This is a genomic window from Gammaproteobacteria bacterium, from assembly GCA_029881255.1.
Lineage (GTDB): Bacteria > Pseudomonadota > Gammaproteobacteria > S012-40 > S012-40 > JAOUMY01.
Map to the genome: position 1 here is coordinate 65,998 of JAOUMY010000010.1, position 26,778 is coordinate 92,775.

Here is a 26,778-nt window from a genome sequence, read left to right on the forward strand (position 1 = left end):
GCTATTCCGCTTCGCTGGAAACCGCCTCAGGCTTCGACTTGGATTTTGAATCCGTTGGTGTAAGTTGCGCTTTTACCAATTGCGTCGTTGTACGAAAATCTATTTTACCGCTGCCCATTTTCGGCATTTCTTCCAGCACGACATAGTGTTTAGGAAGTGCAATCGGTGGGAGTTTTTCAGATGCCTGTTTCTTGATCGGTGTAACATCAATTTCCGCATTTGTCGCTACAGCAATAACGGCGCCTTTGCGTGCATCCGGGATTTCTACAACACAACACTCGACGCCTTCCGGAAGTAATTCCTCAATGACGCTTTCGACATGAACGAGTGAAACCATTTCGCCGCCAATTTTTACAAATCGTTTCAGACGGCCTTTGTGCCACAAATAACCTTCATCATCGAGCAATCCCATATCGCCGGTTTCATACCAGCCGTTCTCGATTTTTAGCGAGGTCTCTTCCACGTCGCCAAAATATCCTTTCATGATATTGTCGCCGCGCGCGAGAATCTTGCCTTCTTTTCCTGGTGGCAGTGTTTCACCCGTGTCGAGATCGGTAATTTTTACTTCCACGTTATACAGCGGTCTGCCGATACTTCCGCGTTTGCTTTCACCAGGTGGATTTACGCTAATAACCGGGCTGGTTTCGGTGGCGCCATAGCCTTCGATTACCTGAATGTTGTGGTTGCGTTGAAAACTGTCAAACAACCACTCGGGCATTTTATCTGCACCGGCAACCACTAAACGTAACGATGAAAAATCGCCGGGCTTGGCGAAGCGTTCATAACTCATCAAAAAGAAGGGCGTACCTATCATGATCGTAGGTTTTTGTTCCTTGATAATTCCCGCAATCGTTTTTGCATCTAGTGGATTGGCATAGGTGACGGCGGTCATACCGAGATACACCGGCAGCCACAGATTGGTCGTGAATCCGAACACGTGAAAAAACGGCAATATCGACATCATGATGTCGTCTGAAGTCAGCTTGGTTACGTGTACGATGCCGTCCAGATTGGCCGTGATGTTTCGATGCGACAGCTCAACGCCTTTCGGCGCTTTTTCACTGCCGCTGGTAAATAGAATTACAGCGGTATCATCCGGGCTAGGGTTGGCTGTGCTGGCGATAATCACCGAGGTCGGGAGCTTGGAGCGTAGGGCTGCGCCTATTTTGTCCGTGGTACTGATGCGTTTTAGCAAGTCCTCAACAAAAATCATTCCCGGCATCTCCGGGCATCCGACTTTGCTCAATACCGTGCGCGATGTGATTACGGTGTTAAACCCACATTTTTCACGCGCATACTCGACGTTTTGTTCCGCACCGGTGGAATAATTAATCATCACTGGGATCTTGCCAGCATATTGCGTCGCGAGAACTGAAAGATAGCAACCTGCTGAGGTAGGCAACATAATTCCGATATATTTTTCATCGAAGTTGCGGACAAAGCGGGAAAGAATAAGCGAGGCGATCAAAGCCTGACTATAGGTCAAATCACGCCCGGTGGTCTTGTCGATAAAAGCCAGCTTACTTCCCTGATTTTTCGCCGTTTTTATAAACTGATGATGTAGAATCATGAACCGTGTCTCCTTTTTGGGTTACGCGATTTTTTTTCTTATGTGGGCGGATACGGTATCATTGCCAGCAAATTCATGCCAAGGATAAATTGAATGAGTGTTTCGGTCCCAGTGCAGCGTCGTAAGTGTGTTCCGGTCAAGATCGGTCAGGTCGTGGTAGGTGGTGATTCCCCCGTCATTGTGCAGTCTATGACCAATACTGATACGGCAGACGCGGTTGGGACTGCGGTGCAGGTGGCACAATTGGCCAAAGCCGGTTCGGAACTGGTACGTATTACCGTCAACTCTGAAGAGGCGGCCGCCGCCGTCCCTGAGATACGCGAGCGCCTGGATGCCATGGGAGTGAACGTGCCGCTGGTCGGCGATTTTCACTTCAATGGCCACAAATTGTTGGAAGGTAATCCGGCCTGCGCAGAGGCGCTGGCAAAGTATCGCATCAATCCCGGTAATGTCGGCAAGGGTTCAAAGCGAGATGTTCAGTTCGCACGCATGATTGAGTTCGCCTGTCGCTACGATAAGCCTGTACGCATCGGGGTGAACTGGGGCAGCCTGGATCAAGATCTGTTGGCGCGCTTAATGGACGAAAACGGCAAACTGGCGGAGCCCAGGGAGCCGGAAGAAGTGATGCACGATGCACTCATCCGTTCCGCACTGGATTCAGCGGCTCGTGCAGAAGAGCTGGGCCTGGGCCACGACAAGATCATCATCTCCTGCAAAATGAGCCATGTGCAAGACTTGATCAGCGTATACCGTGACCTGGCTGGCCGTTGTGACTATCCCTTGCATTTGGGCTTGACCGAAGCCGGCATGGGCTCCAAAGGCATTGTGGCTTCAACCGCCGCTCTGTCCGTATTATTGCAGGAAGGAATAGGCGACACGATTCGAATTTCACTGACCCCGGAACCGGGCGGTGATCGTAGCAATGAAGTCATCGTAGCGCAGGAGATATTGCAGTGTATGGGGCTACGTTCCTTTACGCCTATGGTCGTCGCTTGTCCTGGATGTGGTCGCACGACCTCCACGTTTTTCCAGCAGCTAGCCAAGGACATTCAGTCCTACATCCGACACCAGATGCCAGAGTGGCGCAAAAACCATCCTGGTGTAGAGAACATGAATGTCGCGGTAATGGGCTGTGTGGTTAACGGTCCCGGCGAAAGCAAGCATGCCAATATCGGCATTAGTCTTCCTGGCACCGGCGAGAAACCAGTCGCACCAGTTTACGAAGATGGTGTTAAAACCGTCACCCTGAAAGGCGACTCCATCGCGCAGGATTTTCAGCACATTATTGACGCCTATATCGAACGTACCTATCGCGCCTAAATACCTGCCGAAAGGCTGTGTGGTATCTCCCTTGCAATAATTCCCTTAGGAATGCCTGTTTTGTGTAGGAGTCTTAAACAAAACAGTAAGTTACAAGTGAATATGCGATACACACCAGAATAAACGTGCAAGTGATTGCCGCCATTTGGATTAAGTCAAACAATGGTGAGTTTATGCAAACACAGTCTTTTGATATGGCGACTTTTCAGACCCTGGTCGCCAATGTTTACGATATGTCGATGCGCATGGATAACCGCGAAGCCTTTCTCGAAAGGGTGGCGGATCTGTGTGGCGTTTCCACCCAGGCGCTCTTCGATGGAGGAATTGCCGAATCCCTGATGCCTAATGCGATGCTCTCGGCCTTGTTGCCGCACATCGAACAGGCCGTCAATATAGGCCAGCGTTTTCGACAGGCCGATCATCTGCAGCAAATGTCCATGCAACTCCTGGACAATCTGAGTTGTGGTGTCATTCTGTTTTCAGACGACGGTATACCGCGGGTATACAATCGGATAGCAGAACGACTTTGTGCGGATGCTGCCCTCGGTATTACGCTTGATGACAAACAGGATTTGAGTACGCTTCCTGCGATGTTAAGTCAGGCAATCCGTAATGCCAGTCCGACATATTCCAGTGAAAGCAAGGTTAGCGCTTTTCATCTCGGTGAAGGTGATGACCAATTAAGTGTTTTCGTTTCTCCTATGTCGCAACTGGAAGCATTCCGCGGCACTGATCAGACAATGATTGCGGTATGTATTTCCAAGGCCAATGTCGAAGAAACAGGGATGTCTAGTTCTTTAGTTGCGCTATTCGGTTTGAGTCGCGCAGAAACGAGATTGGTGAACGCGCTCTTGGATGGTGACTCGATAGAGCAGGCGGCGGAAAAGTTTTTTGTGAGCAAGAATACTTTACGTGTTCAACTGCGTTCTGTATTTCGCAAGACGCAAACCCGCAATCAGGCCGATTTAATGCGGCGAATTTTAAACTTGCCACTCAAAATTAAAGCAGCATAAAAAAAGATAGGCGCACCTTGGTGCGCCTTATTTTCGTAGTCCACTCTTATTTTAATTTTGCCGCAGTTTCCATGCTCTGCAGTATTGTAAATACCTGTTGGGAGCCGCTTGTGTTCCGTCTGTCTCCACTACCAGTATCAGATTGTGTCTAATAGATCGGGCTTGCTCCGTTGTTACTTTAGTAAGTTCATCGGGCACAATTTGGCCCCATCAAAACAATATCCCCAGGCGCTAATTGGATGATGTAGGTTTCGCATTTTCAATCAAAGCCAAGTACTGATCGCCGACATTACTTTGTCGAGATGTCTGATATCTATCCAAGCGTCGTCAAGTTTGTAGCGACGACAACAGGCCGGGACTTAAGTGCTGCGCTGATAAAGTCTGCAGAAAATTAAATGCAAGTAGGAGGGTGGGTTGATACTAAAGAGTTTGGTCATTGAAACCGGTTCTAACAATTCCAGCCTTGGAGGCCTCTTTGGCGCTATGGCGGAGTCGGCAGTGTGGGATCTGGATGACATTCCACGCAACGTGCTTCAGTCTCATTGTGATCGAAGAAATACACCGGCTTGAATGAGATGATGTTGTGGCAGTATTCGCAGCGATTAGACACTGGTTTATGTGTCGGTCCCTTCCCTTTTGTGATGTTGCCGTTATGGCAGTAGTAACATTCGTTGAAGAAATCGAGATGATTATTCTGGGTGTTCGGTATCCAGGTCGTGGTGGTGTGGCAGTTTTCACAACGGTCTCCGAACACGTCGTGGAAATCATGGAAGGCGTTTAGTTTTACATCATGGCAGGATGAGCAAGGTTTAGGTGCAGATATATGCGCGTTATTGAAAATGGTTCCCCAGGCGGTAATGTCATGACACAGTCCGCAGTCTGCGAAAGTTTGTGGGTGTGTGGGGGGCATGCCGGTATTGTGGCAATTTAGGCAACTACCTAGTGCCTTGGAGTGCTCCATCTTCTGTCGAGTCTGCCAGCTAGTAATTGAGTGACAGGCATTGCAACGCGTCGAGGTAGAAGGGTGTTTGTTGCCCAGTTTCTCATACTTGGTTAAATGACATTCTACGCAGCGAGAGTTTACATCGCTATGCATGCTTGAAGGTTGCGGTACCGGGCCTAGGCTTCCTTGTGTAACTTTGTCGAACAAACTATTCCCGGGAATCAGTGCGCCGGTCTTCCACGAGGATATTTTATGGCATCTGCCACAATCCCATGCGAGTTCTCTAACGATGTCTGGGTGATTGAGCGGGCCGGTGGCAATTTCGCCATCATGGCAATCTGCACAATGCAAACCCAGGCGTTTATCAGTAACTGTGACAGTGTCTCTCGAGCTGAGACCAGCGGAATTCGTTGCTGTCAATTGAAACACATAACTACCTCTGACATCGGCAGTAAAACGAGGTGTGGCTGAGTTTGCGTATATGAGATTTGCGCCACTTCCTGCAGGTCGGCTTAACATGATCCAGGAGTACGACATGGGAAGGCCGTTGGGGTCATGTGAGTCATTTGCGTCCAGAGTGTATTCTTTGTTTGTTGAAAAAAGGATGATGTCGTTACCCGCCCGTGCGTGGGGTGGATCTGTTACCGCGCCAGGTAAAGTTCCTGGATCGGTATTCGCTCCTGGTGTACTGATTTTTAGCATGGGAGATTTGCTCTCCTGGAAGCCGTCATCGACCGTTAGGTGAACATAATAGATTCCTGGTTTGTCGTATACGAGCTCGGTGATGGCCTGATGCGGAGAAACAATGACGGCGCTAGCCCCCGCCGGTGTATCTGCCAACACCCAATGATAAGACAAGCTATGTCCGTCTCGGTCGGAGGAAAAAGAACCATCGAGAACTACAGAATTTATTTGGCCCCCAGTATTTTTGCGGTATGACGGTTTGGCGACGGGAACAGTATTGATGCCTGTAATGACGACATAGTCTGCTTCGCTTGTTAGTTCCCCATCAGAAACATGTAATTGAATGACGTATGGGCCACGACTGGTTGGGGTGAAATTTAATTGCGCGTCGGTGGGGTTTTCCAGTTGATAAGGCATGCTGTCTGGCGTGGTTACGATTTCCCAGTGATAGCTTAGTCTGGAACCTTCCAGGTCAGAGGAGCCCTCGCCATTGAGAATTATGGGAGATCCGAGCACAGCCTGACGATCAGGGCCGGCATCGGCCACGGGCGTCGCATTGGCATTCTTGATGTCTCCGCCATTCCCTGGTAGTTGAGAATGCAAGCAGGCGCTTGTCGTTAATATCAACGACAATAGACAGCAAAGAAGATATCGACTTCCGCTCCCCATTTTTTCCCCACGAAACTTATGAATTTCTTAGTTTTATTTTATTTTTAACGACTACTATAGCAGGGTGCGAAGCGGGATTTCCAGTGTTAATTTCCCTATGTTTTACTAAAGTATTTTTCGAGATAAATCAGGCTTTTGCCGAGTACTGTTCCAGCGAGAAACCAGCCCACTACTGCGCCGCTGGTGTTGGCTATCATATCGGCCACTTCGAAGGTGCGATATCCGCTTAATCCCTGGACAAATTCTATGGCGATACCGAGCGCGACTATCATCAAGAACAGCCAGCGTCGGTGCCGTTTGAGGTAACACTGTGCGAGCCAATACATCATTCCGAAATAGGCAGAAAAATGTACCAGCTTGTCGCCGAATTGTATGTTGGATAAATCGGGAGGAGAGGGATCCAGACTGATGGCTATGACGGTAATTACCATGCCCCAGCCGATGAGACGCCAAAATAGAAGGAGTTTTAATTGTGGAATAGTTTCGTCCAAAACACGTTCTCATTTGCGCAATCGTTAGCGGAGGGTTACGGTATCTCAGACAAGAAAAATTGACAATGAGAAAGGCGAAAACAAACAAAAGTGGATCGATTCGATAATATTCTGTAACGGATTGCCCAGGTTTCTTGATTGAAGGTAGACACGGCAGGGAGATTGGGTTAGATTGCGGGAATATTTCCCTCGCTTCTCGGAGTGGTAATGAATGAGACTCGTCAGTCGCCTGTCATTGGAGTGCTCAGACAGGTACTGCGTCCTTTGATCAGGCTGCTTATCCAGCATCAGGTCACCTTCCCGTTTTTTTCTGATCTGATCAAGCGCCTTTATGTCGATGTCGCGCACAATGATATCCCGCTGACAAGTGAACGTTTGACCGATAGCCGCATCAGTCTGATTACCGGTGTGCATCGCAAGGATGTACGTCGCTTTCGTGAACAACCGGAAACCCTGCATTCCGATCAACGCAAATCCATATCACTGAGCGCGCAAGTGCTTTCCACCTGGCTGAGTGATCCCGAATACTGTGATCGCAAAGGTAATCCCAGACCGCTTTGGCGACTTAGTATAGATGGCGAGCCAAGCTTTGAAAGTCTGGTTGAGCATGTCAGTCGTCAGGATTTGCGGGCAAGATCGCTTTTGGACGAATGGCTACGTTTGGGTGTGGTTTCATTGGACGAGAAAGAAAGGGTGTTATTGCACGAAGAAGCCATCGGTCCGCCGGAAGGCTTCGAAGAAAAACTGTTTTTCTTCGAAAAAAGCGCCCATGACCATCTCGCCGCAGGTGTGGAAAATCTCATTGGGGAGACGTCTCCGCATTTTGATCGTTGCGTCTATTACAATAATCTCGCGCCTGAATCGGTAGATAAACTGCAAAAATATGCAGACCAGGAGGCAATGAAGCTCATACGTCAGATTAATCGTAAGGCGGGTGAGTTGCAGAAAAAAGACAGTGGAAAACCAGGCTCTTCTTTTCGCTTTACCTTCGGCGCATTTTTCTACCATCGATCTACTGCGAAAGAGAATAGTGAGGACGAGTAAATGAGCAGGATCTTATCGATTTTGTGTTGCCTGATGTTGTTTTGTGGTTTGGCTGAGGCAGTCGAACCTGATGAAAGTGGTATCGGTGGCACCGGGCACACAGAAATTGATAATGGGATTCTTGATCAGCTTGAAATGCCCGAGCGCATCGAGCCCCCAGTGGATATCAATATATTTGACGGGTCGTCTATGATGCAGATGAACGAATCTGGCGCGACAGACGTCGAGAGTGCAACACCTACGCAGCCTACACAATAGACGAGGGTAATTCTTTACATTGCGGGAGACAAAGATTCAAAAAAAATGTTTTAGTTCAAATCCACCGGCGTAATTTGCGCTACCAGCCAATAGGCCTTTAGAAAATAGCGTGCTTAGTTGCCACGCTTTAGTGAATCGATAGCCAGCCGAAGCGGAGATTTCGCCTCTAGGGGCCGCTACAGTAGTAGATCTTGTTTGAAATTGAAGCTCGAGTCCGAAAGTGTGTTGCCGCGATACTTTTTGTGACCATGCCAATCGAATATTCACGGTGTTGAGTAGATCAATTGGCACCGGGTCGCCTCGCCAGCGATATGCCAGCTTTGTTATTCCATATCCAGGCCCAAGTTTTTTCAGCAACCGAGTTTGTAATTGTGCGTCAGGCATACCCGTGCCTAGTCGCTTTTGTGCATTGGCCGTTGGAAGCTTTATTTTTGCTTCCCACTCCATGAAATCAAATATGTCGATGACACCGATATTCCAATAGCGACTGATAGCAACATAGGTGTCGGCGCGACCGAAATCAGGAACAGTGCTTGTGACAGTCGTTGTTGAGTCACTATAGACATTTCCGGGGCCGCTAATGGATGCTGCGCCACTGGCAACCGAAAATTTTAGTGGATAGTTCTGCCACGAAAGGTTCACCGGCAAATAAAACACATCGGTTCGCGTGTCATAGCCGTAATTGCCGCTGCTATAAAACAAGCCGCTACCGACGCTCCAATTTCCTGCAAACGTGGGCGTGGAAAACTTAAGCAGAGCAATGCCGAGGGCGATGACAATAAGACCGGTTCTCATATTTTTAAACTGACTGAATCTGATGGCAGGTTACCAGTAGCGCCTGTAAGCTGTAAACGGTTGATGCAGGGGCAGCTAAGAATAGGATTGTGTCAACGCTCTTGACATGGGAAAATTTCCCATATATTGTTTTGCATATATTTCCCTTTTATGCCTTGACAGGAGGCGCGTCTATGTTTCGTACGCTATCAGTAATAAGTCTTATCTTAGTGGTACTCGCCGCGTGTATGCATAATGAAGATGCTGGCCCAAGTATTGGCATTAGAACGAAACCGCAACTGATTAGTAGTACTACACAAACCTTTGAACTACACCTTCGTGACGTGTTGAATCTGCAGGTGACTGAGGCGCGTCGATCACAGGATTCCAGTAGCGGTGGTTTCCTAGATTTTCTGTTTGGTTTTGGGGGTAGCGGAACAGTGGTAATGGAGGGCAGCGCCAGCGCGCCTGTCTCAGATACAGCTATGTCGAGTGGGGCACATAGCGGAACAAACCTGATTGAGCAGGGTGTGGATGAAGCCGATCTGATAAAAACCGACGGTAGTCATCTCTTTGTTGCCAAGAATATGACATACCGATACGACTACGACGTTGGAATCGACACAGTCGAACCGAGCAAGGCGCGCTCAGTTTACGTAGACTCATATCAACAGCAAGTACCTGATTTGCGTGTCATGGCCTTAAACGGCGCGAGCGCGGAGGAATTGGCTAATATTACCTTGCCCGAAGGCACGACGCAGATTGCCGGCTTATTTATCACACAAACTGATGAGACAAAAGCCGCAACGCAACTACTCGTGATTGCACGCGCGGTTAATCCGAGTCCGAATCATTATTACGGTGAAGACACCGTGGCGTTTGCCTATGATGTGAGTGACAAGTCTGCGCCGGTATTACAATGGAAGCTGTTAGTAGAAGGCAGCTATTTGGCCAGTAGAAGCTTGAACGGACGCATTTATTTGGTCAGTCAGCGAAGCATTTATCTTGAGGGTTTCGAACCGTGGGACACATCCGATCGAGGAAAACAGCGAACACAGCGAGCGATAGACAATGTTAAGGTATCGGACGTTTTACCGCTGATTGCACTTAATGGCGAAGTGACGTCTCTCGTCGATGGCAACGATTGTCTGATTCCCCAGGAGACGAGCGGCAATAGTGCCTATCAATTGAGTCTAATGACGATACTGGCAATTCCCTATGATGCCCCCGAAACCAGCACGGGACTATGTACGCTGGAATCAAGTTATGAGCTCTATGCATCCCAACAGGCGCTCTACTTTACGATTGCGGATTACTACAATCAAAGTGGATCTACTGTCATACACAAGATCAATTTCACCGAAGACGGATTGGCGTATCGGGCATCTGGTCGCGTCGACGGAAATCTATCCTGGCGTAGTTCCGCATTTCGTATAAATGAGCACAATGATTTCCTCCGCATGATTACCACGACACACGATCAGGTGAGGTTTGAACCTGAGCATAAACTCTATGTATTGAAGGAAAACACCGAGCAGCAGGATCTGGAAATTGTTTCTACTTTGCCTAACGAGACCCAAGTCGCAGCCATAGGTAAACCAGGAGAGGATATTTATGGCGCGCGTTTTTTTGGTAACTATGCGTATGTCGTTACCTTTCAACGCACTGACCCTTTGTATGTGATCGATTTGAACGATCAGACTAGCCCGTTTATTTCCGGTGAACTGGAAGTGCCGGGGTTTTCGGAGTATTTACATCCGTTGGGAGATTCCCTGCTTCTGGGTATTGGGCATGATGCGCAAACCTACGAGGGCAGAACATATCTTCAAGGTATCAAAGTCGGACTGTTCGATATATCGGATAAAACAAATCCGGCCCTATTGGGTGAAATCAAGATCGGCAAGAATCCCAGTTCCACGCCATTGAGTTATGTCTACAAGGCGTTCACTTTTTTGCCGAAAACGGATGGTAGTGGTTATCGCTTTGCGTTTCCGGTAACCGTGCACGATGGTGTGACCGAAGATGCAAACGCCGCATGGCACTACTATGATTGGCAGTTCTCGGCACTGGCGAGCTTTGAAGTCGATACGACTGATGCTCCCGTTCTCATTGAAAAAGGCTTTATTAAAAATAGTATCGCAAGTGACGGGCAATCCTGGGATGCCAGCAATATATCTGATGCGAGGGCAGCGATAGTCGGCGACAATGTACACTATGTTGTAGATGGTGAGGTGTTTTCTGCTCCCTGGGGTAGTTCTGATCCAGTGGTGGCACAATAGGGGCAGATACTAGCGCCAGTCGCAATAGCAACCAAATGCGCGGGTGTTGAGACCGCTTTCCAATGACTCACCGTTGCTAAGTTTTGTTAGAGCGCGTTCGACTATATTGTTTCCCTGGCCACACATTGCTCCGTCGCTATACGGACCAAAGTAAAGTAATTCTCCTTGTTTGTTTAGAATGGCCGCGGCTGGTGAGCCGGGAATTTCTTGTTCAGAAATGAGGCGTGCACGTGTGACAGTTGCCGCTTTATTCAATTTTTTAAGTTTGAATGCCTTCTCAGAACCTTGAGGAGTTAAGTGCTCTACTCGAACCTGCCCTCTAAATCTTTCCTCTAAGGCGTTCACATGGGAAATATTGAAGCGGTTGCAGCTGCAGCCTGGAGCTATAAAATTTATCAGGATGAACTCGTTAGTTTGAGTGGTCGAAATTTCCTGTTTTAGCAGATCCTGAAGGTGTTCAGCGTTAAAGCGCACGTCTCGTTCCTGTGAAGGGTTTTCATCAAACGCCCGAATATCGCGATACATAAACCACCAAAAGGCGAATACGGTCGATATCAACCACACAACAATCAAGATATACGCAGCCAGGTGTTTCATGCCGACTGGGTGTTCGGAATATGTAATATTTTGTATCTTAATAGCCACGATTTTTCGCCTGCGGAAGAAAATGCGTTTGCATCAAAAGGATATCGGCGCGCGGGCTTCAGTCATTTAGTCCATAGATTTTCAATATCACTATTGCTTGTGTCGATAAGTTAGGAGACTTAAACATATGAACACAAACTACGGTGTATGATGAAAAACATAGAATTTAAGCAGTTGTCGAGTTTGCGCAAGAGTGGCGACTACATAATGTCAGGTCTGACATGGTTTCTCTTCTGCGTCTCGCTGGTGTTGGCTGGTTGGTACGACACATGGGCTGAAGCGTTTATTATAGGCCTGCCGGCAGCCGCTATCACAACTGCGCTATCCGTGTTCATGAATGGGCAGGTAATCACACGCGTCACACAAGGTGCGGCTTTCATGATTTTAACGGCCTTGCACATTCATCAATCGCACGGAATGATTGAAATGCATTTTGGTGTGTTTGTATTGCTGGCCTTTTTACTCTATTACAGAGACTGGAAGCCCATAGTAGCAGCGGCAGCAACGATCGCTGTACATCATGTCTCGTTTTTCTTTCTACAAGACGCTAGCGCGCCTGTTTACCTTCTGCCCGAAACCAATGGCCAGTTCTGGATTGTTGTTATACATGCCCTGTTTGTGGTTTTCGAGACAGCCATCCTGGTGACGATGGCGCATAAGAGTGAAAAAGAGGCCCTAAGTGCTGAACAAATGCTCGAACGTATGGGGCATATGACAGAACAACAGAACAATATTCTTGCTGATGCAGGAGAAATTAGTCGCCAACTGACGCAAGCATCGAGTGAGATCACCTTATCGGCGGCTGGTTTGTCTGGCTCTTCTTCCAAACAGGCAGCAAATTTAGAAGAGAGCAGCGCCTCAATTGAACAGATGTCAGCTTCCATCATTCAGAATTCACAAAATGCAAAAGCTACCAGTGATATGTCGAAAGAAGCGGCAGAAAGAGCAAAAGACAGCGGCGAATCGGTGAGCAAGACAGTCGAGGCTATGAATAAGATCGCTGAGAAAATCGGCCTGATCGAAGATATTGCCTATAAGACCAATTTGCTAGCATTGAATGCTGCCATTGAAGCTGCCCGTGCAGGAGAGCACGGCAAAGGTTTTGCTGTTGTTGCAGATGAAGTTCGAAAGTTAGCCGAGCGTAGCCAAGGTTCTGCGCAGGAAATCAGTGCGCTGGCCAATAGTAGTGTCAAGATTGCCAATACTGCCGGAGAGTCTATTTCCCGTATGGTGCCATCGATACAGAAAACCGCAGACCTGGTTGCGGAAATTGCCGCGGCTTCGGATGAGCAAACCAGTGGCGCCGCCCAAGTTAACAAAGCAATACGCGAACTCGATAGCATTGCGCAAGGCAATGCGCAGGCCTCGGAAGAATTGTCTGCGACCGCTGAGAAAATGAATGACTTGGTCGCTGAATTGGCGACGATTATGGGAAGCCTCTCCACCTTGGAAGATGATCAGCAAGAAAATTCTGGAAATCAGTTAAGTTAGCCCCTAGCCTGTCGACTATATATGTTGAACTGATTTTTGCCAGGAAAGGTGGTGTTTATGCGTAAGTTGTTGGTCACGACCCTCAGTGCGGGTTTGGTGCTGTCTGCTTGTCTCCATAGTGGCGAATCTGAACCACCTCCGGATCAAAATCAATCATCAGCGAAGTTGTCGGGTGTGGTATTAGCGCCTGGTGGTTCCCTCGCATTTAACAAACCTGGCGGATTTGAAACCTTTTTTGCTAGCCTGTTTGGCAAGACCGCGACCGCAGCCATCAGCGGCATGGATCCGGTCGGGGGCGTACCTGTTAAACTGTACAAAGTAGACGCTACTGGTGCGACAGTTGGTGATGCCATCGCCGAAGGCAAAACCGCCCTCGACGGCACCTATTCTTTGAACATCGCCGATGATTTTGCTCCTGGTATCGATTATGTGGTCAGAGCCATCGGAACCACTGAAACTATGGATGCACGTGTCTTAGATACAACAGTAGACGTAGATCCTGTTTCCTATGTAACCCACCTTAAGATCAAAGAACTGACTAGCGCCAAAGGCGATTTGTCTGTGGTTGACTTGAATGAAGCCAAAACACTTTTTGGTGAAATTACCCGCTTACTCGATTTTATTGACGAGGAGGAGATCGCGGCCGCAGGTAGTGTAAGCGGCCTAAGAACTAGAGTTGAAAATCGCATGTCGGCAGATGAGGAACTTAGTTATCTGTTCTCCAACCTGAATGCAGCAGAAGGTATTTGTGGAACCGTTGCTGATTCTGACAATACGCCTGCGCAAGGCGTATTGGTTGTGGCGCGGGATTTCGGAAATTGGGTTACGCGAAATAGAATTCGCACAGATGCAGATGGCAAATATTGTCTCAACGTTATTCCTGGTGATTATATATTGGGTGTTATAAATGACACCACGACTAACAGTGGCGCAACTGAGTGGTGGGCGACATCTGGCACTGCATATTCACAAATCGACGGTGAGAAAATTACTGTTGCAACGGCCAGTTCATTGACGAAAAATTTCCAGTTGGAAGCGGGCGGCCGTATAAGTGGAACAGTTACTGGTACCGGTGGTAGTTATGATGGAGTCTTGCCAAATGTAAAAGTTTTCGTGCGAAACTTTCAAACCTATTTTAGTTTTGGGGGGGCGCAAACAAACGCAAACGGAAAATATGCGCTCAATGTCATTCCGGGCGACTATATGTTACTGGCCCGCAATAATACCAGGTTTCATTATGCTTCGGCGTTTTTTGACGGTACAAATAACTCGGCTGGCGGCATCAATCGCTTTGCAGCGGCAAAAATTGCGCTTGCCACTGGCGCTACCGAGACAGTTGATTTTTCGCTGGAGCGAGGTTTTCTTATTAAGGGGACAGTATTTGACAATAACACAACGCCAGTCGCCGGGCAGCGAGTACGTTTTCAAATACAAGGGCCGGCTGATCGAATTCGCACCAATAAAGACGGAAATTATCGGCTTTGGGTGAAAGCTGGAAGTTATGGTGTTCAGAGCAGAGGACAGAACGCTTCGGGAGTTACTGTAAACAGTACAACACCTGTTAAGACGGTAGATTTTGCTGCCAGTACTGGATCAGTTTCCGGAGTAATCAAAGATTCCTCGGGAACTCCTGTTTCTCAGGCAAAGATATTTCTCCTCAGAGCGAATGGCACAGGTTTTATCGGCAACGAATTGTCCAACTCAGATGGAAGTTTTACGGTTTTTTCTGACACCGCTGGAGTTGATTTGACTATGCTCATTCGTATCGACGATGGACGTGATTATGGCAGTATGGTGTTCAACGGTAGCGGATACAACAGGGCTGCTGGCACAGCAATCATTGTCGCTACCGATGGAACTGATACGGATCTTGGGACGATATCGTTGCCGACTGGAGGTATTCTCACCGGCACTGTGACAAAGGCTGGATCTCCCGCAGTGAATGCATCTATTTCAATCTCACAAGACGGAACGAATGTCTTTTTGACATTGAATTCACTGTCTGATGGAAGTTACACGATTAGCGTCCCCGCTACCACCTACTCGTCAATTACGGCTACAAAAGCGGGAGTTGTTGCCAGTGCTGACAATGTAGTTGTCACGGCAGGCGGCACGGCCACAGCAGATATTGCCATCCCATAAATTCAGTTTGATTTGGAAGTCTATAGCGGCCCCAATCTAGGGGCCGTTTTTTATCCCCCTTCGGTAGTGTAGAATGCCGTTTTTTTGTCGTTCCAGAGGTTTACCCCCCATGCCCAGCCGTGCCGAGAAAAAGCTACTCCATTACACCGGGCGCTGTATCGCCGATTACAATATGATTCAGAAGGGGGACCGGGTGCTGGTATGCGTATCCGGCGGCAAAGACTCCTATACCATGTTGAAATTGCTACACCATTTGCGTCTACGTAGTGGGCGCAAATTTGAGTTACAGGCGCTCACTCTGGACCAGGCTCAGCCCGGATGGGACGACAGCGTGCTACGCGAGTGGATGGAACGCCACGGCCTGCCTTTCGAGATTATCCGTAAGGACACCTATTCCATCGTCAAAGACAAGATCCCCGAGGGCAAGACCTATTGCTCGCTGTGTTCACGCCTGCGTCGGGGCATGATTTATAGCTATGCCAGGGAAAATGGCTTTAACAAGATTGCCCTGGGGCATCATCGCGACGATTTGATCGAAAGCGTGCTGATGTCCACGCTCTATAGCGGCGAGATCCGCTCGATGCCGCCTAAATTACTCACTAATGACAAGCGCCATATCGTCATACGCCCCATGGCCTATTGCCAGGAAAAAGACATCATTCAATATGCCACCGAGCAGGCCTTTCCGATAATACCTTGTGATCTATGTGGTTCACAGGAGAACCTGACCCGCAAAAAAATCAAACGCATGATTGCGGATCTGGCCGCGGAAAATCCAAAAGTCCCAGCCAACATGCTAAATGCCCTGGGTAATGTGCGCAAATCCCAATTGATGGATCAGGATTTGTGGAATTTCAAGGATCTGGAAAAGGGCATGATTCCCCTCGATGCCGAGAGCGACGTGGATGCCGGTCCTTTGGGTGTGGATGCGCTTGATGGTGTGGAATCCGAGCGCAAGGTTGACTACGAAGTAATTGTCCCTCTGAGACTGTCCGGGGAATCAAGGGCCTATCAGGTTTCTTGAAATCGACGACTGAGGCGTCTATTCTCCTAGATAAGGGCTCAGTTATTAGCCCCTAACCGACCAAACCTTTCGGGAGGTGTAGAATGAAAAACAGATTGATCGCAATTTTACTGGGAATGATGATAGGCGGCGGAGCCTGGGCTGGCTCACTCGCAATGGACGGAACAGATCCTCACCACGGCGTAACAGGCGGATGTGCCTCGAAAGCCAAAATTGCTAAGCTGAAGCAGCTATATGGTGATGATTGGGCGAAGCAAAAACCCGATGCCAAGATAACGGAAGAAGCAAAGGCCAACCGGGTGAAAATGAAATCTTTGGACAAGTTTATTTAGCCAGATCTGGCAAACATAATGGAGCGCCTCATGTCGATGACATGAGGCGTTTTTTTCGGAGCAGAGATGATAGAGATTTACGATAAAAAAGGCTTTACGGTGTTATTGAAGCTGGATATGCCGCGTCTGCGTGGAGCAGACTTACGTCAAGTGGAACTCAAAGACGCAAACCTCGTGCATGTGGATTTAGGTGGCGCGGATCTACGCGACGCCAATCTTCAAGATGCGGATTTGCGTTTGGCCAATCTTGGTGGAGCGGATCTTCGTGGCGCCAATCTACAGGGTGCAGACTTGACTGGGGCGAATACCGAAGGGGCTCGCATGGATAGCAAGCCGAGTATTATTCCGATCGTGCCAGTTGCCTAAGAAAAAAAACAACTGGCCATACACTAAGTGCTATTTGAATACTATTTTTGACTACTGTTTTCATCTTCATCATCGTCGTCGCTACCGGCAGAGCTGAAGATCAATTTCATAAAATACACCAGCGCAATAATCATAATTACGCCGATCCCCCACACAATATACTGTCCTACATCATCCCAAAGTGGTGGGGCTGATGGTGGCATGTCATTCATTTGTGTTTATCCTTTGCAGTCATCTGAATGTGGAATTACATCCACTAATAAATCATGGTTAATGTTTCGTGTCTGTTCATCATACCTGACAAGCGGCAAGATTTCCCTTTTCTCAACGTGCTATACCTCATTTTAATTCATGTAATTACTTGTTCGGTAGCCTGTAACGGCAAGACGAATGCATATTCACATAGCGGTCTTGAAACAATTCAATGCGAGTTTCCCGCAAACTTTATTACCAAAAGTTAATGAGTAGGCAGGCTTTTTGTAATTTGTAAAAAAGTTTCGCGGAATAGCTCGCGCTTTGAACGGATACAAACTACGGTTATTTTTCGAGGTAACGATAAGCAGATTAGAGTTTGCTAATTATTACTTAGGAGCAAAAAATGAAGAAACGTACGATCGTATCAGCTTTGGTGCTATCTGCGCTGAGCGTCTCGATGAACAATAGTTTTGCCGCAGACACCAAGGTCAGCGGTTTTCTGAGAGCGGCAGGTGCCATAAGCACAGGTGAAACGCCTTATCTTGAACGTATAGATAGAAATGGAAATGCGGGTGATACGCATTTCGGTCTGAACGTCTCCCGTGATGTCACAGACAATCTGCAGGTTGCCGGTCAGCTGTGGGCTTCAGGCGCGGAGGGTGGCACTTTCGAAATGATGCTCGATTGGGCCTATGCTTCTTTACGCGTTGCAGAAGGTCTCAGCGTCAACGGTGGCAAGATCAAATATCCCAACCTTATAGTCTCCGAATATATTGATGTGGGTATTACCTATCCCTGGGCGCGTCCACCACAAGAGCTGTATGGCTTCGATGTAGAAGGTCGTCCTAATATGTCGCTGGAGTCCTTTGTCGGTGCCAGCATGGTATACGAAGGTTTCGCCGGGGATATGGAATACACCTTACAGGCGTACGGTGGTGAAGCCGGGCTGGAAGGTGAGGCGGGTGTGAGCGGTGGAACGCTGTCAAAAATGCTTGGTGCTAAATTCAAATTCGGAACCGATGTGTTGAACGTGCACGCTGCCTATAACCGTCACATGCCAGAGGGAACGATAGGTGAACTCGGTGCGCCTGCGATGAAGAATGGTCATACGGTAACCGTGTTGTCTGCCGGCGCAATGATGAACTGGCAGAATATTTTGCTGATGGGTGAATATGCGACAGCATCGGTTGCTGACGAAGTGGATGAGAACACAACAGGCTTGTATGGAACGGTCGGATATCGAATAGGATCGTTTATGCCTCACTTCACCTATGCGCAACTGGATGCAGAAGAAGGTCGTTCGTCAATGACGCTTGGTGTGAAATACCAGATGAGTCCGGTTTCAACCTTTAAGGTCGATTGGGCGCAAATCACACCAGATGCTGAGCCTGGTGAAGAAGCAGAATCTTTCGGTGTAGCGACTGTTGCACTAGACGTGGTGTTCTAGGAGGCCTCTTATGAACAAGATACTGAAAAAGTACGCTGTGATCATGGCATTATTTGTGGCCGGCACTGCTAGCGCGCAGGCGGAGATTGCAGTTATTGTGCATGCGGGTAGTAAAGTTGACACGCTTTCAAAGAGCGAAGTTTCACGTATTTTTCTTGGTAAGCTTAAGCGTTTTGGTGATGTAAAGGCGGTGCCGGTCGATCTTCGAGACGGCAGTAAGCCCCGCACAGAATTCTACGCACAGGTAGTCGGTAAAAACGCCATCCAGCTTAAATCTTATTGGTCTACGCGTATTTTCTCTGGTAAAGGAACGCCGCCACTGGAGCTCGGGAACTCCGAAGAGGTTGTCGCGTGGATAGAGAAAAATCCAGGTGGTATCGGCTACGTTGACAGCCGAGCAATCTCAGGTGATGTCAAAACGGTATTGACAATAAAATAAAGTGTAGTACTTGCATCCCCGCTGGCGTTGCCAGCGGGGGGGCTTGGTGGGGTGTATTATGTTGGTCAAATCACGCTTGCCCGGTGTATCGATGAGCCGGTTTTCCTTTCAAAACTTGTCGATCAAGTGGAAAATTCTATCTATTGTTTTTATTAGTACGATGGGCTTTCTGTTGTTTCTCCTGTTTAACTTCAGCCTGACATTGGAGAATGGAAAGCGTTTGCAATCGATCGAAAACCAACTATTTCCCACCTTAATGCGCGCGGATCAAAATCTGGCGAATCTCGATAAAATGTCGGAGATTTTCAGGACTGCAGTCACCGCAGGTGAAGCCGAAATGCTGGAATCGGCCGATGAATTACATCAGTCGATACACGACAATTTCGATGAGATTATCGGTTTTCAACCCATCTATAAAGAATATTTCGAGGGTTTACATCAGGGTCTACACGATTTTTTCAATAAGGCGCGTTCGCTATCGGTAGACATGATCGAAGGGAATGTTGCTCCCGAAGATCTGGCGACGCGTGTTTCGGATATGCAGTCCAGTCAGGAGTCTACCAAAAACTCTTTCGCCGGATTCAGAGAAACTATCTATTCTGAATTTATCAGTAACCTGGACGATGCAGACGTGGCAGCAAGCAAGGCTTTGAGCTACGGCTTGGTAACAGGTTTTATGGTCGTGGTGGTGATGCTGGTCACCGGTTTGTTTGTATCCCGAAAACTAACAAAAAATATTAATGCGCTGGTGCGTTCTCTGGATGATATGTCATCCGGTGATGCCGATTTGAGCACGCGTTTGACGCAACTCAGTCGCGATGAAATCGGGTTGTTAGTAGCGAGTTTCAATCGCTTTGTCGAGAAACTTCAGGGGATGATGCGATCAGTGCAAGGCGCGACCATGAGGCTGGGTCAGATGTCGTCCGATATGCATGAATTGACCGATGAGGTAAACGCTTCAGTAAATAAACAGCAGAGCGAGATTACGCAGGTTGCTACAGCGATGACGCAAATGGCGGCGACATTTGGTGAGGTGGCTCGTCATGCAGATTCCGCATCTCAGGCCTCTAATGAAGCCAACCGTAGTACCGAGCTTGGCAAAACTGTAGTGGAAAATAATACTGCGGCAATGGATGTTTTGTCCCAGGAGGTTGGGCGAATATCGAGTGTTATTGGAGAGCTTGCCGAGGATAGTGAAAAAATTGGTAGTGTGCTAGATGTAATTCAGGGAATTTCAGAACAAACAAATTTATTGGCATTGAATGCGGCGATTGAAGCCGCCAGAGCGGGTGAACAGGGTCGTGGCTTTGCGGTGGTCGCGGATGAGGTCAGAACTTTGGCCAGCCGTACTCAGGAGTCAACGCTTGAGATACAGACTATGATAGAAAAGCTGCAGAAAGGCGCAGCCGATGCGGTAAAAGCAATGACGCACGGAAGTGAATTATCGGAAGCGGGTGTTTCGCAAGCGCATCAGGCGCGAGACGCGCTTACGACGATAAGCCACTCCATATCAGTGATGAATGAAATGAATTCAAATATTGCCAGTGCTACGGAAGAGCAGAGTGCCGTGGCTCAGGAAATAGATGCCAAGACATCATCAATAAGCGAACTGGCAGACAACACGCTGAAGAATGCTCGCCGTGCTGCGCAAGCCAGTGGACAACTGGCTGAAGTGTCCGCCGAGCTACAAAGTATTGTCGGAAAATACAAGCTTTGATTATCTATAAATGGGTGCGGCGTGGTTGAATGTTCGAGGTAGCTTCAAAATAAAATGCGTTCCCTTGCCAGGGGAACTGGTAAAACTTATTGAACCACCGAGCAGTGTCGTCAAACCTCTGCAAATTGGCAGGCCAAGTCCAGTGCCAATAAAGGAATGTTTGTGATCAGGGTTGATTTGATAAAACTCTTTGAAAATATTTTTGGATTTCTCCTCATCCATACCGATTCCAGTATCAATAATATCGAATACGACATTATTCTGGTCGGTATGAACCTTGATCGTGACTGAGCCGTTTTCGGTAAACTTTACGGCATTTTCTACCAAGTTAAATAAAATATGTTCGGTGCGCTGCCAATCGGTTTCGATGATGTTCTTGTCGTTTTCAGTTTCAAAAATCAATTGTGTGTTTTTTTCTTCGGCATCCCTTTGAAGTTTGTCAAATACCGTGGTAACTATGTCGCGTATCTCGATACGATCAATAATCAACTCAGAGCTCTCAGACTCCATTTTGGTTATTTCGCGGATTTCGTCAATTAAGGTTAACAGGTGCGCGCTGACATCATTTATGCGTTGGACGTCAGTTTCGTACTTGGGGATATTGTTGCTTTTGAGCCCTTCGCGTACCAGATCGCTATAACCGATGATGGCATTGATAGGTGTACGCAGTTCCTGGCTGATACGGGAAATGAAATCATTCTTGACCTGGTTCATCCGACGTAGCTCGATATTGGCGTCGTTGAGTTCACGGGTTCGCTTATACACGCTTTCTTCCAGTGATTTGTTTTTTACCAATGTTTTGGCACGTTGTCGTTTTAGCAGCCAAAACATCAGCAGTGCAATTGAACCTGCCAGAATGCTAATGGCGGCATTGATTTGCCAGAGCGTTTTTTCAGTCTGTAAATGGGCGTAGCTGGATATATCCGCATCCAGAATAAAAAATTGCAGTTTCCAATTGTTCCAATTGTCGTTCAGATCTACCGGTAAACTTCCCGTACTAACAATTTTTTGTGGCTTCTTTGAAAGTTTGTAATTGGCGTAGGCGGCGGAGGAGATTTTTAACTCTTCCTTGTCGTTGGTCAGTATGTAATTGCCTTTGTTGATATGATTTTCAAGAATGCGAATGAGCAGTACTCCACTTACCATTCCACTTAGTTTTCCATCTTGCCCAAAGTATGGAACTGAAAACACCAGGCCGCTACGGTCATGATCATTAGGGCGATGAGGTGTAAGCAGGGAGTTGTCGCAGGTAATGACCTCTGTGCTGATTAACAGGGGATAGTCCAGGGCTTTGATATTGGAGTCGACTGGGGTGTTTTTCTTGAACCAGTCCATTTGCTGGCGCATCACACGATATTCTTCGATTTCGATTTCTTCTACTGATGCACTCTGGGGAGAATTTTTGTGCGAAAGCGTTTTTCCGACAATAAACTCGTCGAAGGTAATGATATTGCTTCCCGGCGCATCTCGGTTTTTGTCTTCATATTCCGGATCGAATCCTAGGGACACGATGTACACTTCCGACAAGCGGACACCGGCATACAAATTGTTATAGATTTCCTGTATTGTTTGCTGGGACAACGAATCGTATTTGTGTCCTGTCTGCTCAAGCGCGCGCGTAGAAGGTAAACGGGCTATAGTGCGCAATCCCTGGTAAAGCGTGGCATTTACGTTTTCGAGGTGTTCTCTGGTGAGGGATGCTTCCGCCTGTTGTTCCTTGATCAAGGCCTCTTCAATGACCTCGGTTTCGTATGTATATAACCCGCCAATACTGCCGATGAATAAAAGCAGCAGCGCGATAAGCGAGAAGTTTATGGCTTGCGAGGTTTTGTGTTCAGACGATAGATTCATGGTTGAGAGAGGCGCTATTGTCCTTTGAGAAACCATTTCAATATCACATAATCGGTCGCAACGACCTGAAAATTTAGCTAAATTTGATTTATCTTTCCGCGCGTGATGGCGGCGTGAGAATCAGGTGTTTTTATAGGGTTTATGCGTTGTCTGGTTTGCTTGGGCGGGTGCAAGATTTACATTAGGGAAACCAATATATGCTGTTAAAAACACGGCGGCCGTCTGATTGTCGCGAATTTGAAGTGACCGACAAGTCGCTCTATCTGGATAGAAGGCGGTTTATTCAAACCGGAGCGGCCGCCCTGGGTGGTGTGATCGCCGCGCCGGGCTTGTTGTTGCCGGCTACTGCTCATGCGCAAGCCAACAATCGGCGTTTGTCGGGGGTTAACAAGAGCCAATACGACCCAGGTGAGAGTCCCACGAGTTACGAGCACGTAACGAGTTATAACAATTTCTATGAATTTGGTACCGACAAAAAAGACCCTGCAAACAATGCCACTGAATTTCAGAGTTCACCGTGGAAAGTTACGGTTGATGGACATGCCGAGAAGAAGGGTAAATTCAATTTCGAAGAATTGTTGAAAAGGTTTCCATTAGAAGAACGACTCTATCGTTTTCGCTGTGTCGAGGCCTGGTCTATGGTGGTTCCCTGGGTAGGATTTTCGCTAGCGTCGATGCTGAAATATTTCCAGCCCACGTCACGCGCGAAATATGTGGAGTTTACTACCCTATATGATCCTGCGCAGATGCCGGGGCAGCGTCGCGATATACTTGACTGGCCCTATGTAGAAGGGCTGCGCATGGATGAGGCCATGCATCCACTAAGTCTGATGGTAGTGGGTTTATATGGTGAGGTTTTGCCCGCGCAAAACGGCGCGCCGTTGCGCCTCATGCTGCCCTGGAAATACGGATTCAAAAGTATTAAGTCCATCGTACGTATCAGCTTTACCGAGAAACCGCCACTCAACACCTGGCAGCGGATAAATGCTATGGAGTATGGTTTTTATGCCAATGTCAATCCGGCTGTTGATCATCCCAGGTGGAGTCAGGCGCGTGAGCGTAGACTGGGTGATTTTTTCAAGCGCGATACCTTGATGTTTAACGGATATGCCGAGGAAGTGGCATCACTCTACTCTGGGATGGATCTCAAGCGTTTTTTCTAATGTGACGCTATGGTCTGGTCCCCCAAACGCTTATTTGTTTTGAAACTCACTATTTTTTTCCTGTCTTTGCTACCGGCGGCACAATTAGTTTATGCCTTTTTCATGCAAAAGCTTGGCGCCAACCCGGTTGAAACCCTGTCGCATACTACTGGTGACTGGGCCTTGTATTTTCTATTGTTAACCTTGGCAATTACGCCACTACGCAAATTTACCGGGCGCCATGCGTTAGTACGTTTTCGACGCATGCTAGCCTTGTTCGCCTTTTTTTATGCGCTAATCCATTTTTCAATCTGGCTGGTGCTGGACCATGAATTCGTGTGGGGTGCCATTATAAAAGACATCATCAAACGGCCTTATATCACGTTTGGTTTTTTGTCTTTTATTTTGATGGCTCCGCTGGCGATAACTTCCACCAATGGCTGGATGCGACGTTTAGGTGCTCAGTGGAAGCGGCTGCATCGGCTGGTATATATCATTGCGATCCTGGCAATATTGCACTTTATTTGGCTGGTGAAAGCGGACTTCTTGGATCCTTTGGTGTATGGCATCTTGCTTTCCTTATTGCTGGTACTGCGGTTACCGGTCACAGAAAGATTATTGTCTGCCAGAAAGGTCTGAATTGAATGGAAAGCGAGTTCGACGACTCACTAAGAGAGGCGGTATTCGTTTTTCTAGGCCAGTTTTTTATAACCCCAGGGTGATTCTTTCAACCATGTTTCCAGTATAGAGGCTGGCTGTGGTTTGCCCATATAAAACCCCTGTGCGTTGTCGCAACCGAACTCGCGCAGCTTGTTCCAGGTGGCTTCATCTTCTACGCCCTCGGCGGTAACTTTTAATCCCAGATCGTGGGCCATGTCTATGGTTGCGCGGACGATGACCTTGTCGTTTTCGTTTTTCATCATATCGCCGACAAAGGTGCGGTCGATCTTGATCTCTTTTACCGGTAGGCGTTTCAGATACCATAATGACGAATAACCAGTGCCATAGTCGTCGATGGAAACCTTGATACCCATGTCTGCCAGTTCCGTTAGTACGTCCAGGGCCTTGTTCGGGTCGGCCATGATGGCGCTTTCGGTAATTTCCAGGGTAATCATCTCGGGAGAAATCGCCCAGGTTTCGAGCAACACACTGATGCGTTCAGGCAGATGCGGATCATGCAAACTGCGAACGCTGAGATTCATCGCCACACCGATATTCGTTTTTCGGCTATGCCAGTGGGCTGCCTGATTAAGTGAGATATTAAAAATCAAACCCGTGAGAGGATGGATTAGTCCCGTCTGCTCCGCGATGGGAATAAACAACGCAGGAGAAACAAAACCGCGTTGTGGATGTGTCCAGCGCGCCAGCGCCTCCACGCCGTTGATATTTCCTGTCTGCATATCGATTTTGGGCTGATAGTGAACATCGAGCATGCCAGCTTCGATCGCCAGCTTGAGTTCGCCTCGTAATGAGAGATGGTCGAGTTGCGGGTTTTGCTCAGATTGTTGAAACACTTCAACGTCCTTACGCTTGCGCTTGGCCAAGTGCATGGCAATGTCCGCATTTTGAACTAGCGCGTCCGCCGTATTCCCGTTGTCTGGGTAAAAGGCGATTCCTACTGTCGCACTGGTATCGAGGCTATAGCCTTTTAACGCAAGCGGTTCGTCCAGTGCCTCCAGTATGGCATTGACGAATAGCATAGCGTCTTCCCTGTTCTTGACGATGGGATTAAAGAGTGCGAATTCATCGCCATCCAAACGTGCAACAGTGCAGGGTGATGGGGCGATACGTCTCAGGCGTCGAGAAACTTCTCGTATGACTAAATCGCCTGTCTGGTGTCCCAGGCTATCGTTTATGTCTTTAAAGCGATTCAGATCCAGCATTAGTAACGCACAGAAATGTTGTGAACGAGTAGAGTCATTCACGAATTCTCTAATAGCGCTTTCCAGGTAAGTTCGGTTCGGTAAATCCGTCAACAAATCATGAGAGGTAAGATGGCGTAGCGCCTGGCCGCTGTATTCCACCCGGCGCAATGCCCGTTCCTTTTCCTCACGCTCCAGTGCCAGGGCCTCGTAGGCTTCACGCATGGATTTTAGCGGTACCTTGACCACGAAAAGGTAACTCAGCATACCGAGTGTGAGACCGATTAGCGAGACCGCGGCAGTATTCAGCAGTGTCGGACGTAAGCTGTCATACGTGGTATAGGAAAAGGACTGGTTGCCAGGAAGATCAAACGTTGTGGAATACTCAATCGTGGGTGATGGCAGAGTGTATTCCAGGCTGGTGGCGATAATATTTCCCGTCCCGTCGGCCAATGTATATGCACCAACTTTATGCTGGATATCGCCTGCCTCGATGATGTGTTGCTTATCCAATAGCTTTTGATCCAGGTGCCGGATCGCCTCTATGCTGGCGACGGTGTTGCTTTCCAGCCTGGAGCTGGCATTGAGGTATTCAATCAGGAAATAGCCAATGGGGAAGGCAAGTGTTATGAGAACGCTTATAAGCCATGTGAAAAGTATTGTTATTCTGGCTTGTCGATCCGAATAAAAGACATCGGAATGCATCATGTTGGTATAGCTCCCCAAGCTGTCAGCGATCCATTGCCTAGATTCATGAATTCCCCTCTTATATCGGATATTTTTGCCAAATGCTTAGCACAAATAAGGAAATTATTCGGGGAAATTAAAAAGTAAAAAGGCCGAAGCAAAAAATGCTCCGGCCCAAGTAAGCAGAACGGATTGAGGGAGGGAGGAGGGATCCGCTCTGTACTTTAGGATAACGGACAGTTGGGTACTATCTTTAGCGTGCTAACTTGCCGTTTTTTGCGTAACTTTTCATGTTTGTGACGTAGGTTGGGGATTGAAAATGCGCATATCGGTCCCCACCTGTATGCAGCACCGAACATAATTTTTTACTTGGTCTCAGAAGGTTTTTTTGGT

General features: G+C 47.9%; 22 protein-coding genes and 1 pseudogene. 15 read left to right on the forward strand and 8 right to left on the reverse strand.

Features of this window, described 5'->3' with window-relative positions; all coding sequences use genetic code 11:
- Position 1: 1 nt before the first annotated feature.
- Entirely contained in the window at positions 2-1,570 is a 1,569-nt protein-coding gene (locus OEZ43_16585; protein ID MDH5547206.1) for an AMP-binding protein, read from the reverse strand.
- Between the two features lie 93 nt (positions 1,571-1,663).
- Between OEZ43_16585 and ispG the strand changes: the two genes are divergently transcribed.
- Together ispG and OEZ43_16595 are read left to right on the forward strand one after the other, a co-directional pair.
- Positions 1,664-2,890 (forward strand): flavodoxin-dependent (E)-4-hydroxy-3-methylbut-2-enyl-diphosphate synthase, encoded by a 1,227-nt coding sequence (gene ispG / locus OEZ43_16590; protein MDH5547207.1) that lies wholly within the window; start codon positions 1,664-1,666, stop codon positions 2,888-2,890.
- Between the two features lie 173 nt (positions 2,891-3,063).
- Complete coding sequence (locus tag OEZ43_16595) at positions 3,064-3,903, forward strand: hypothetical protein (protein ID MDH5547208.1); 840 nt, start codon at positions 3,064-3,066, stop codon at positions 3,901-3,903.
- A gap of 481 nt (positions 3,904-4,384) precedes the next feature.
- On the opposite strand, the gene OEZ43_16600 is transcribed toward OEZ43_16595, so the two are convergent.
- Both OEZ43_16600 and OEZ43_16605 read right to left on the reverse strand, forming a co-directional pair.
- The gene (locus OEZ43_16600; protein ID MDH5547209.1) at positions 4,385-6,199 is read right to left on the reverse strand and encodes a PKD domain-containing protein; all 1,815 of its coding nucleotides are present in this window, start codon (positions 6,197-6,199) and stop codon (positions 4,385-4,387) included.
- Positions 6,200-6,294: 95 nt separating this feature from the next.
- On the reverse strand, positions 6,295-6,690 hold the full coding sequence (locus OEZ43_16605; GenBank protein ID MDH5547210.1) for a VanZ family protein: 396 nt from the start codon (positions 6,688-6,690) through the stop codon (positions 6,295-6,297).
- 207 nt (positions 6,691-6,897) lie between these two features.
- On the opposite strand from OEZ43_16605, the gene OEZ43_16610 reads away from it, so the two are divergent.
- Together OEZ43_16610 and OEZ43_16615 are read left to right on the forward strand one after the other, a co-directional pair.
- Entirely contained in the window at positions 6,898-7,734 is an 837-nt protein-coding gene (locus OEZ43_16610; GenBank protein MDH5547211.1) for a DUF6502 family protein, read from the forward strand.
- Complete coding sequence (locus OEZ43_16615; protein MDH5547212.1) at positions 7,735-7,992, forward strand: hypothetical protein; 258 nt, start codon at positions 7,735-7,737, stop codon at positions 7,990-7,992.
- A 36-nt stretch (positions 7,993-8,028) separates the two neighbouring features.
- Here OEZ43_16615 and OEZ43_16620 read toward each other — a convergent pair whose 3' ends face one another.
- Positions 8,029-8,787: a hypothetical protein gene (locus OEZ43_16620; protein ID MDH5547213.1), complete on the reverse strand. Its 759-nt coding sequence runs from the start codon at positions 8,785-8,787 to the stop codon at positions 8,029-8,031.
- Between the two features lie 173 nt (positions 8,788-8,960).
- Between OEZ43_16620 and OEZ43_16625 the strand changes: the two genes are divergently transcribed.
- Positions 8,961-11,045 (forward strand): beta-propeller domain-containing protein, encoded by a 2,085-nt coding sequence (locus OEZ43_16625; GenBank protein MDH5547214.1) that lies wholly within the window; start codon positions 8,961-8,963, stop codon positions 11,043-11,045.
- 9 nt (positions 11,046-11,054) lie between these two features.
- Here OEZ43_16625 and OEZ43_16630 read toward each other — a convergent pair whose 3' ends face one another.
- A complete protein-coding gene (locus tag OEZ43_16630) occupies positions 11,055-11,690 on the reverse strand; it encodes a DUF6436 domain-containing protein (GenBank protein MDH5547215.1) in 636 nt (211 codons plus the stop codon).
- 147 nt (positions 11,691-11,837) lie between these two features.
- Between OEZ43_16630 and OEZ43_16635 the strand changes: the two genes are divergently transcribed.
- The 5 genes and pseudogenes from OEZ43_16635 to OEZ43_16655 all read left to right on the forward strand — a co-directional run bounded on the left by OEZ43_16635 (position 11,838) and on the right by OEZ43_16655 (position 17,000).
- Positions 11,838-13,181, forward strand: a complete 1,344-nt coding sequence (locus OEZ43_16635) for a methyl-accepting chemotaxis protein (protein ID MDH5547216.1) — start codon at positions 11,838-11,840, stop codon at positions 13,179-13,181.
- A gap of 57 nt (positions 13,182-13,238) precedes the next feature.
- On the forward strand, positions 13,239-15,323 hold the full coding sequence (locus OEZ43_16640; GenBank protein ID MDH5547217.1) for a hypothetical protein: 2,085 nt from the start codon (positions 13,239-13,241) through the stop codon (positions 15,321-15,323).
- Positions 15,324-15,432: 109 nt separating this feature from the next.
- Positions 15,433-16,347 (forward strand): tRNA 2-thiocytidine(32) synthetase TtcA, encoded by a 915-nt coding sequence (ttcA, locus tag OEZ43_16645; GenBank protein ID MDH5547218.1) that lies wholly within the window; start codon positions 15,433-15,435, stop codon positions 16,345-16,347.
- An 83-nt stretch (positions 16,348-16,430) separates the two neighbouring features.
- On the forward strand, positions 16,431-16,679 hold the full coding sequence (locus OEZ43_16650) for a hypothetical protein (GenBank protein MDH5547219.1): 249 nt from the start codon (positions 16,431-16,433) through the stop codon (positions 16,677-16,679).
- Positions 16,680-16,805: 126 nt separating this feature from the next.
- Positions 16,806-17,000 (forward strand): annotated as a pseudogene (locus OEZ43_16655) (pentapeptide repeat-containing protein).
- Positions 17,001-17,086: 86 nt separating this feature from the next.
- Here OEZ43_16655 and OEZ43_16660 read toward each other — a convergent pair.
- The gene (locus tag OEZ43_16660) at positions 17,087-17,257 is read right to left on the reverse strand and encodes a hypothetical protein (GenBank protein MDH5547220.1); all 171 of its coding nucleotides are present in this window, start codon (positions 17,255-17,257) and stop codon (positions 17,087-17,089) included.
- Positions 17,258-17,643: 386 nt separating this feature from the next.
- Between OEZ43_16660 and OEZ43_16665 the strand changes: the two genes are divergently transcribed.
- From OEZ43_16665 to OEZ43_16675, 3 genes are read left to right on the forward strand one after another with little or no spacing between them, the layout of a single operon-like run.
- Complete coding sequence (locus OEZ43_16665) at positions 17,644-18,687, forward strand: hypothetical protein (protein ID MDH5547221.1); 1,044 nt, start codon at positions 17,644-17,646, stop codon at positions 18,685-18,687.
- A 10-nt stretch (positions 18,688-18,697) separates the two neighbouring features.
- Entirely contained in the window at positions 18,698-19,126 is a 429-nt protein-coding gene (locus tag OEZ43_16670; GenBank protein ID MDH5547222.1) for a phosphate ABC transporter substrate-binding protein, read from the forward strand.
- A 58-nt stretch (positions 19,127-19,184) separates the two neighbouring features.
- Positions 19,185-20,843 carry a methyl-accepting chemotaxis protein gene (locus OEZ43_16675; protein MDH5547223.1) on the forward strand — a complete coding sequence of 553 codons (1,659 nt, stop codon included), beginning with the start codon at positions 19,185-19,187 and terminating at the stop codon, positions 20,841-20,843.
- On the opposite strand, the gene OEZ43_16680 is transcribed toward OEZ43_16675, so the two are convergent.
- A complete protein-coding gene (locus tag OEZ43_16680) occupies positions 20,844-22,730 on the reverse strand; it encodes a HAMP domain-containing histidine kinase (GenBank protein MDH5547224.1) in 1,887 nt (628 codons plus the stop codon).
- A gap of 161 nt (positions 22,731-22,891) precedes the next feature.
- Between OEZ43_16680 and msrP the strand changes: the two genes are divergently transcribed.
- On the forward strand, positions 22,892-23,857 hold the full coding sequence (gene msrP / locus OEZ43_16685; protein MDH5547225.1) for a protein-methionine-sulfoxide reductase catalytic subunit MsrP: 966 nt from the start codon (positions 22,892-22,894) through the stop codon (positions 23,855-23,857).
- 9 nt (positions 23,858-23,866) lie between these two features.
- Positions 23,867-24,475 (forward strand): sulfoxide reductase heme-binding subunit YedZ, encoded by a 609-nt coding sequence (locus tag OEZ43_16690; GenBank protein ID MDH5547226.1) that lies wholly within the window; start codon positions 23,867-23,869, stop codon positions 24,473-24,475.
- Positions 24,476-24,528: 53 nt separating this feature from the next.
- Here the strand turns inward: OEZ43_16690 and OEZ43_16695 are convergent, their stop codons facing one another.
- Complete coding sequence (locus OEZ43_16695; GenBank protein ID MDH5547227.1) at positions 24,529-26,406, reverse strand: bifunctional diguanylate cyclase/phosphodiesterase; 1,878 nt, start codon at positions 26,404-26,406, stop codon at positions 24,529-24,531.
- Between the last annotated feature and the right edge of the window lie 372 nt (positions 26,407-26,778).

Bases quoted from the DNA above. Each gene is read 5' to 3' on its own strand.
- OEZ43_16585 (MDH5547206.1), bottom strand. From the start codon at position 1,570: ATGATTCTACATCATCAGTTTATAAAAACGGCGAAAAATCAGGGAAGT.
- ispG (MDH5547207.1), top strand. From the start codon at position 1,664: ATGAGTGTTTCGGTCCCAGTGCAGCGTCGTAAGTGTGTTCCGGTCAAG.
- OEZ43_16595 (MDH5547208.1), top strand. From the start codon at position 3,064: ATGCAAACACAGTCTTTTGATATGGCGACTTTTCAGACCCTGGTCGCC.
- OEZ43_16600 (MDH5547209.1), bottom strand. From the start codon at position 6,199: ATGGGGAGCGGAAGTCGATATCTTCTTTGCTGTCTATTGTCGTTGATA.
- OEZ43_16610 (MDH5547211.1), top strand. From the start codon at position 6,898: ATGAATGAGACTCGTCAGTCGCCTGTCATTGGAGTGCTCAGACAGGTA.
- OEZ43_16615 (MDH5547212.1), top strand. From the start codon at position 7,735: ATGAGCAGGATCTTATCGATTTTGTGTTGCCTGATGTTGTTTTGTGGT.
- OEZ43_16620 (MDH5547213.1), bottom strand. From the start codon at position 8,787: ATGAGAACCGGTCTTATTGTCATCGCCCTCGGCATTGCTCTGCTTAAG.
- OEZ43_16625 (MDH5547214.1), top strand. From the start codon at position 8,961: ATGTTTCGTACGCTATCAGTAATAAGTCTTATCTTAGTGGTACTCGCC.
- OEZ43_16635 (MDH5547216.1), top strand. From the start codon at position 11,838: ATGATGAAAAACATAGAATTTAAGCAGTTGTCGAGTTTGCGCAAGAGT.
- OEZ43_16640 (MDH5547217.1), top strand. From the start codon at position 13,239: ATGCGTAAGTTGTTGGTCACGACCCTCAGTGCGGGTTTGGTGCTGTCT.
- ttcA (MDH5547218.1), top strand. From the start codon at position 15,433: ATGCCCAGCCGTGCCGAGAAAAAGCTACTCCATTACACCGGGCGCTGT.
- OEZ43_16650 (MDH5547219.1), top strand. From the start codon at position 16,431: ATGAAAAACAGATTGATCGCAATTTTACTGGGAATGATGATAGGCGGC.
- OEZ43_16660 (MDH5547220.1), bottom strand. From the start codon at position 17,257: ATGAATGACATGCCACCATCAGCCCCACCACTTTGGGATGATGTAGGA.
- OEZ43_16665 (MDH5547221.1), top strand. From the start codon at position 17,644: ATGAAGAAACGTACGATCGTATCAGCTTTGGTGCTATCTGCGCTGAGC.
- OEZ43_16670 (MDH5547222.1), top strand. From the start codon at position 18,698: ATGAACAAGATACTGAAAAAGTACGCTGTGATCATGGCATTATTTGTG.
- OEZ43_16675 (MDH5547223.1), top strand. From the start codon at position 19,185: ATGTTGGTCAAATCACGCTTGCCCGGTGTATCGATGAGCCGGTTTTCC.
- OEZ43_16680 (MDH5547224.1), bottom strand. From the start codon at position 22,730: ATGGTTTCTCAAAGGACAATAGCGCCTCTCTCAACCATGAATCTATCG.
- msrP (MDH5547225.1), top strand. From the start codon at position 22,892: ATGCTGTTAAAAACACGGCGGCCGTCTGATTGTCGCGAATTTGAAGTG.
- OEZ43_16690 (MDH5547226.1), top strand. From the start codon at position 23,867: ATGGTCTGGTCCCCCAAACGCTTATTTGTTTTGAAACTCACTATTTTT.
- OEZ43_16695 (MDH5547227.1), bottom strand. From the start codon at position 26,406: ATGATGCATTCCGATGTCTTTTATTCGGATCGACAAGCCAGAATAACA.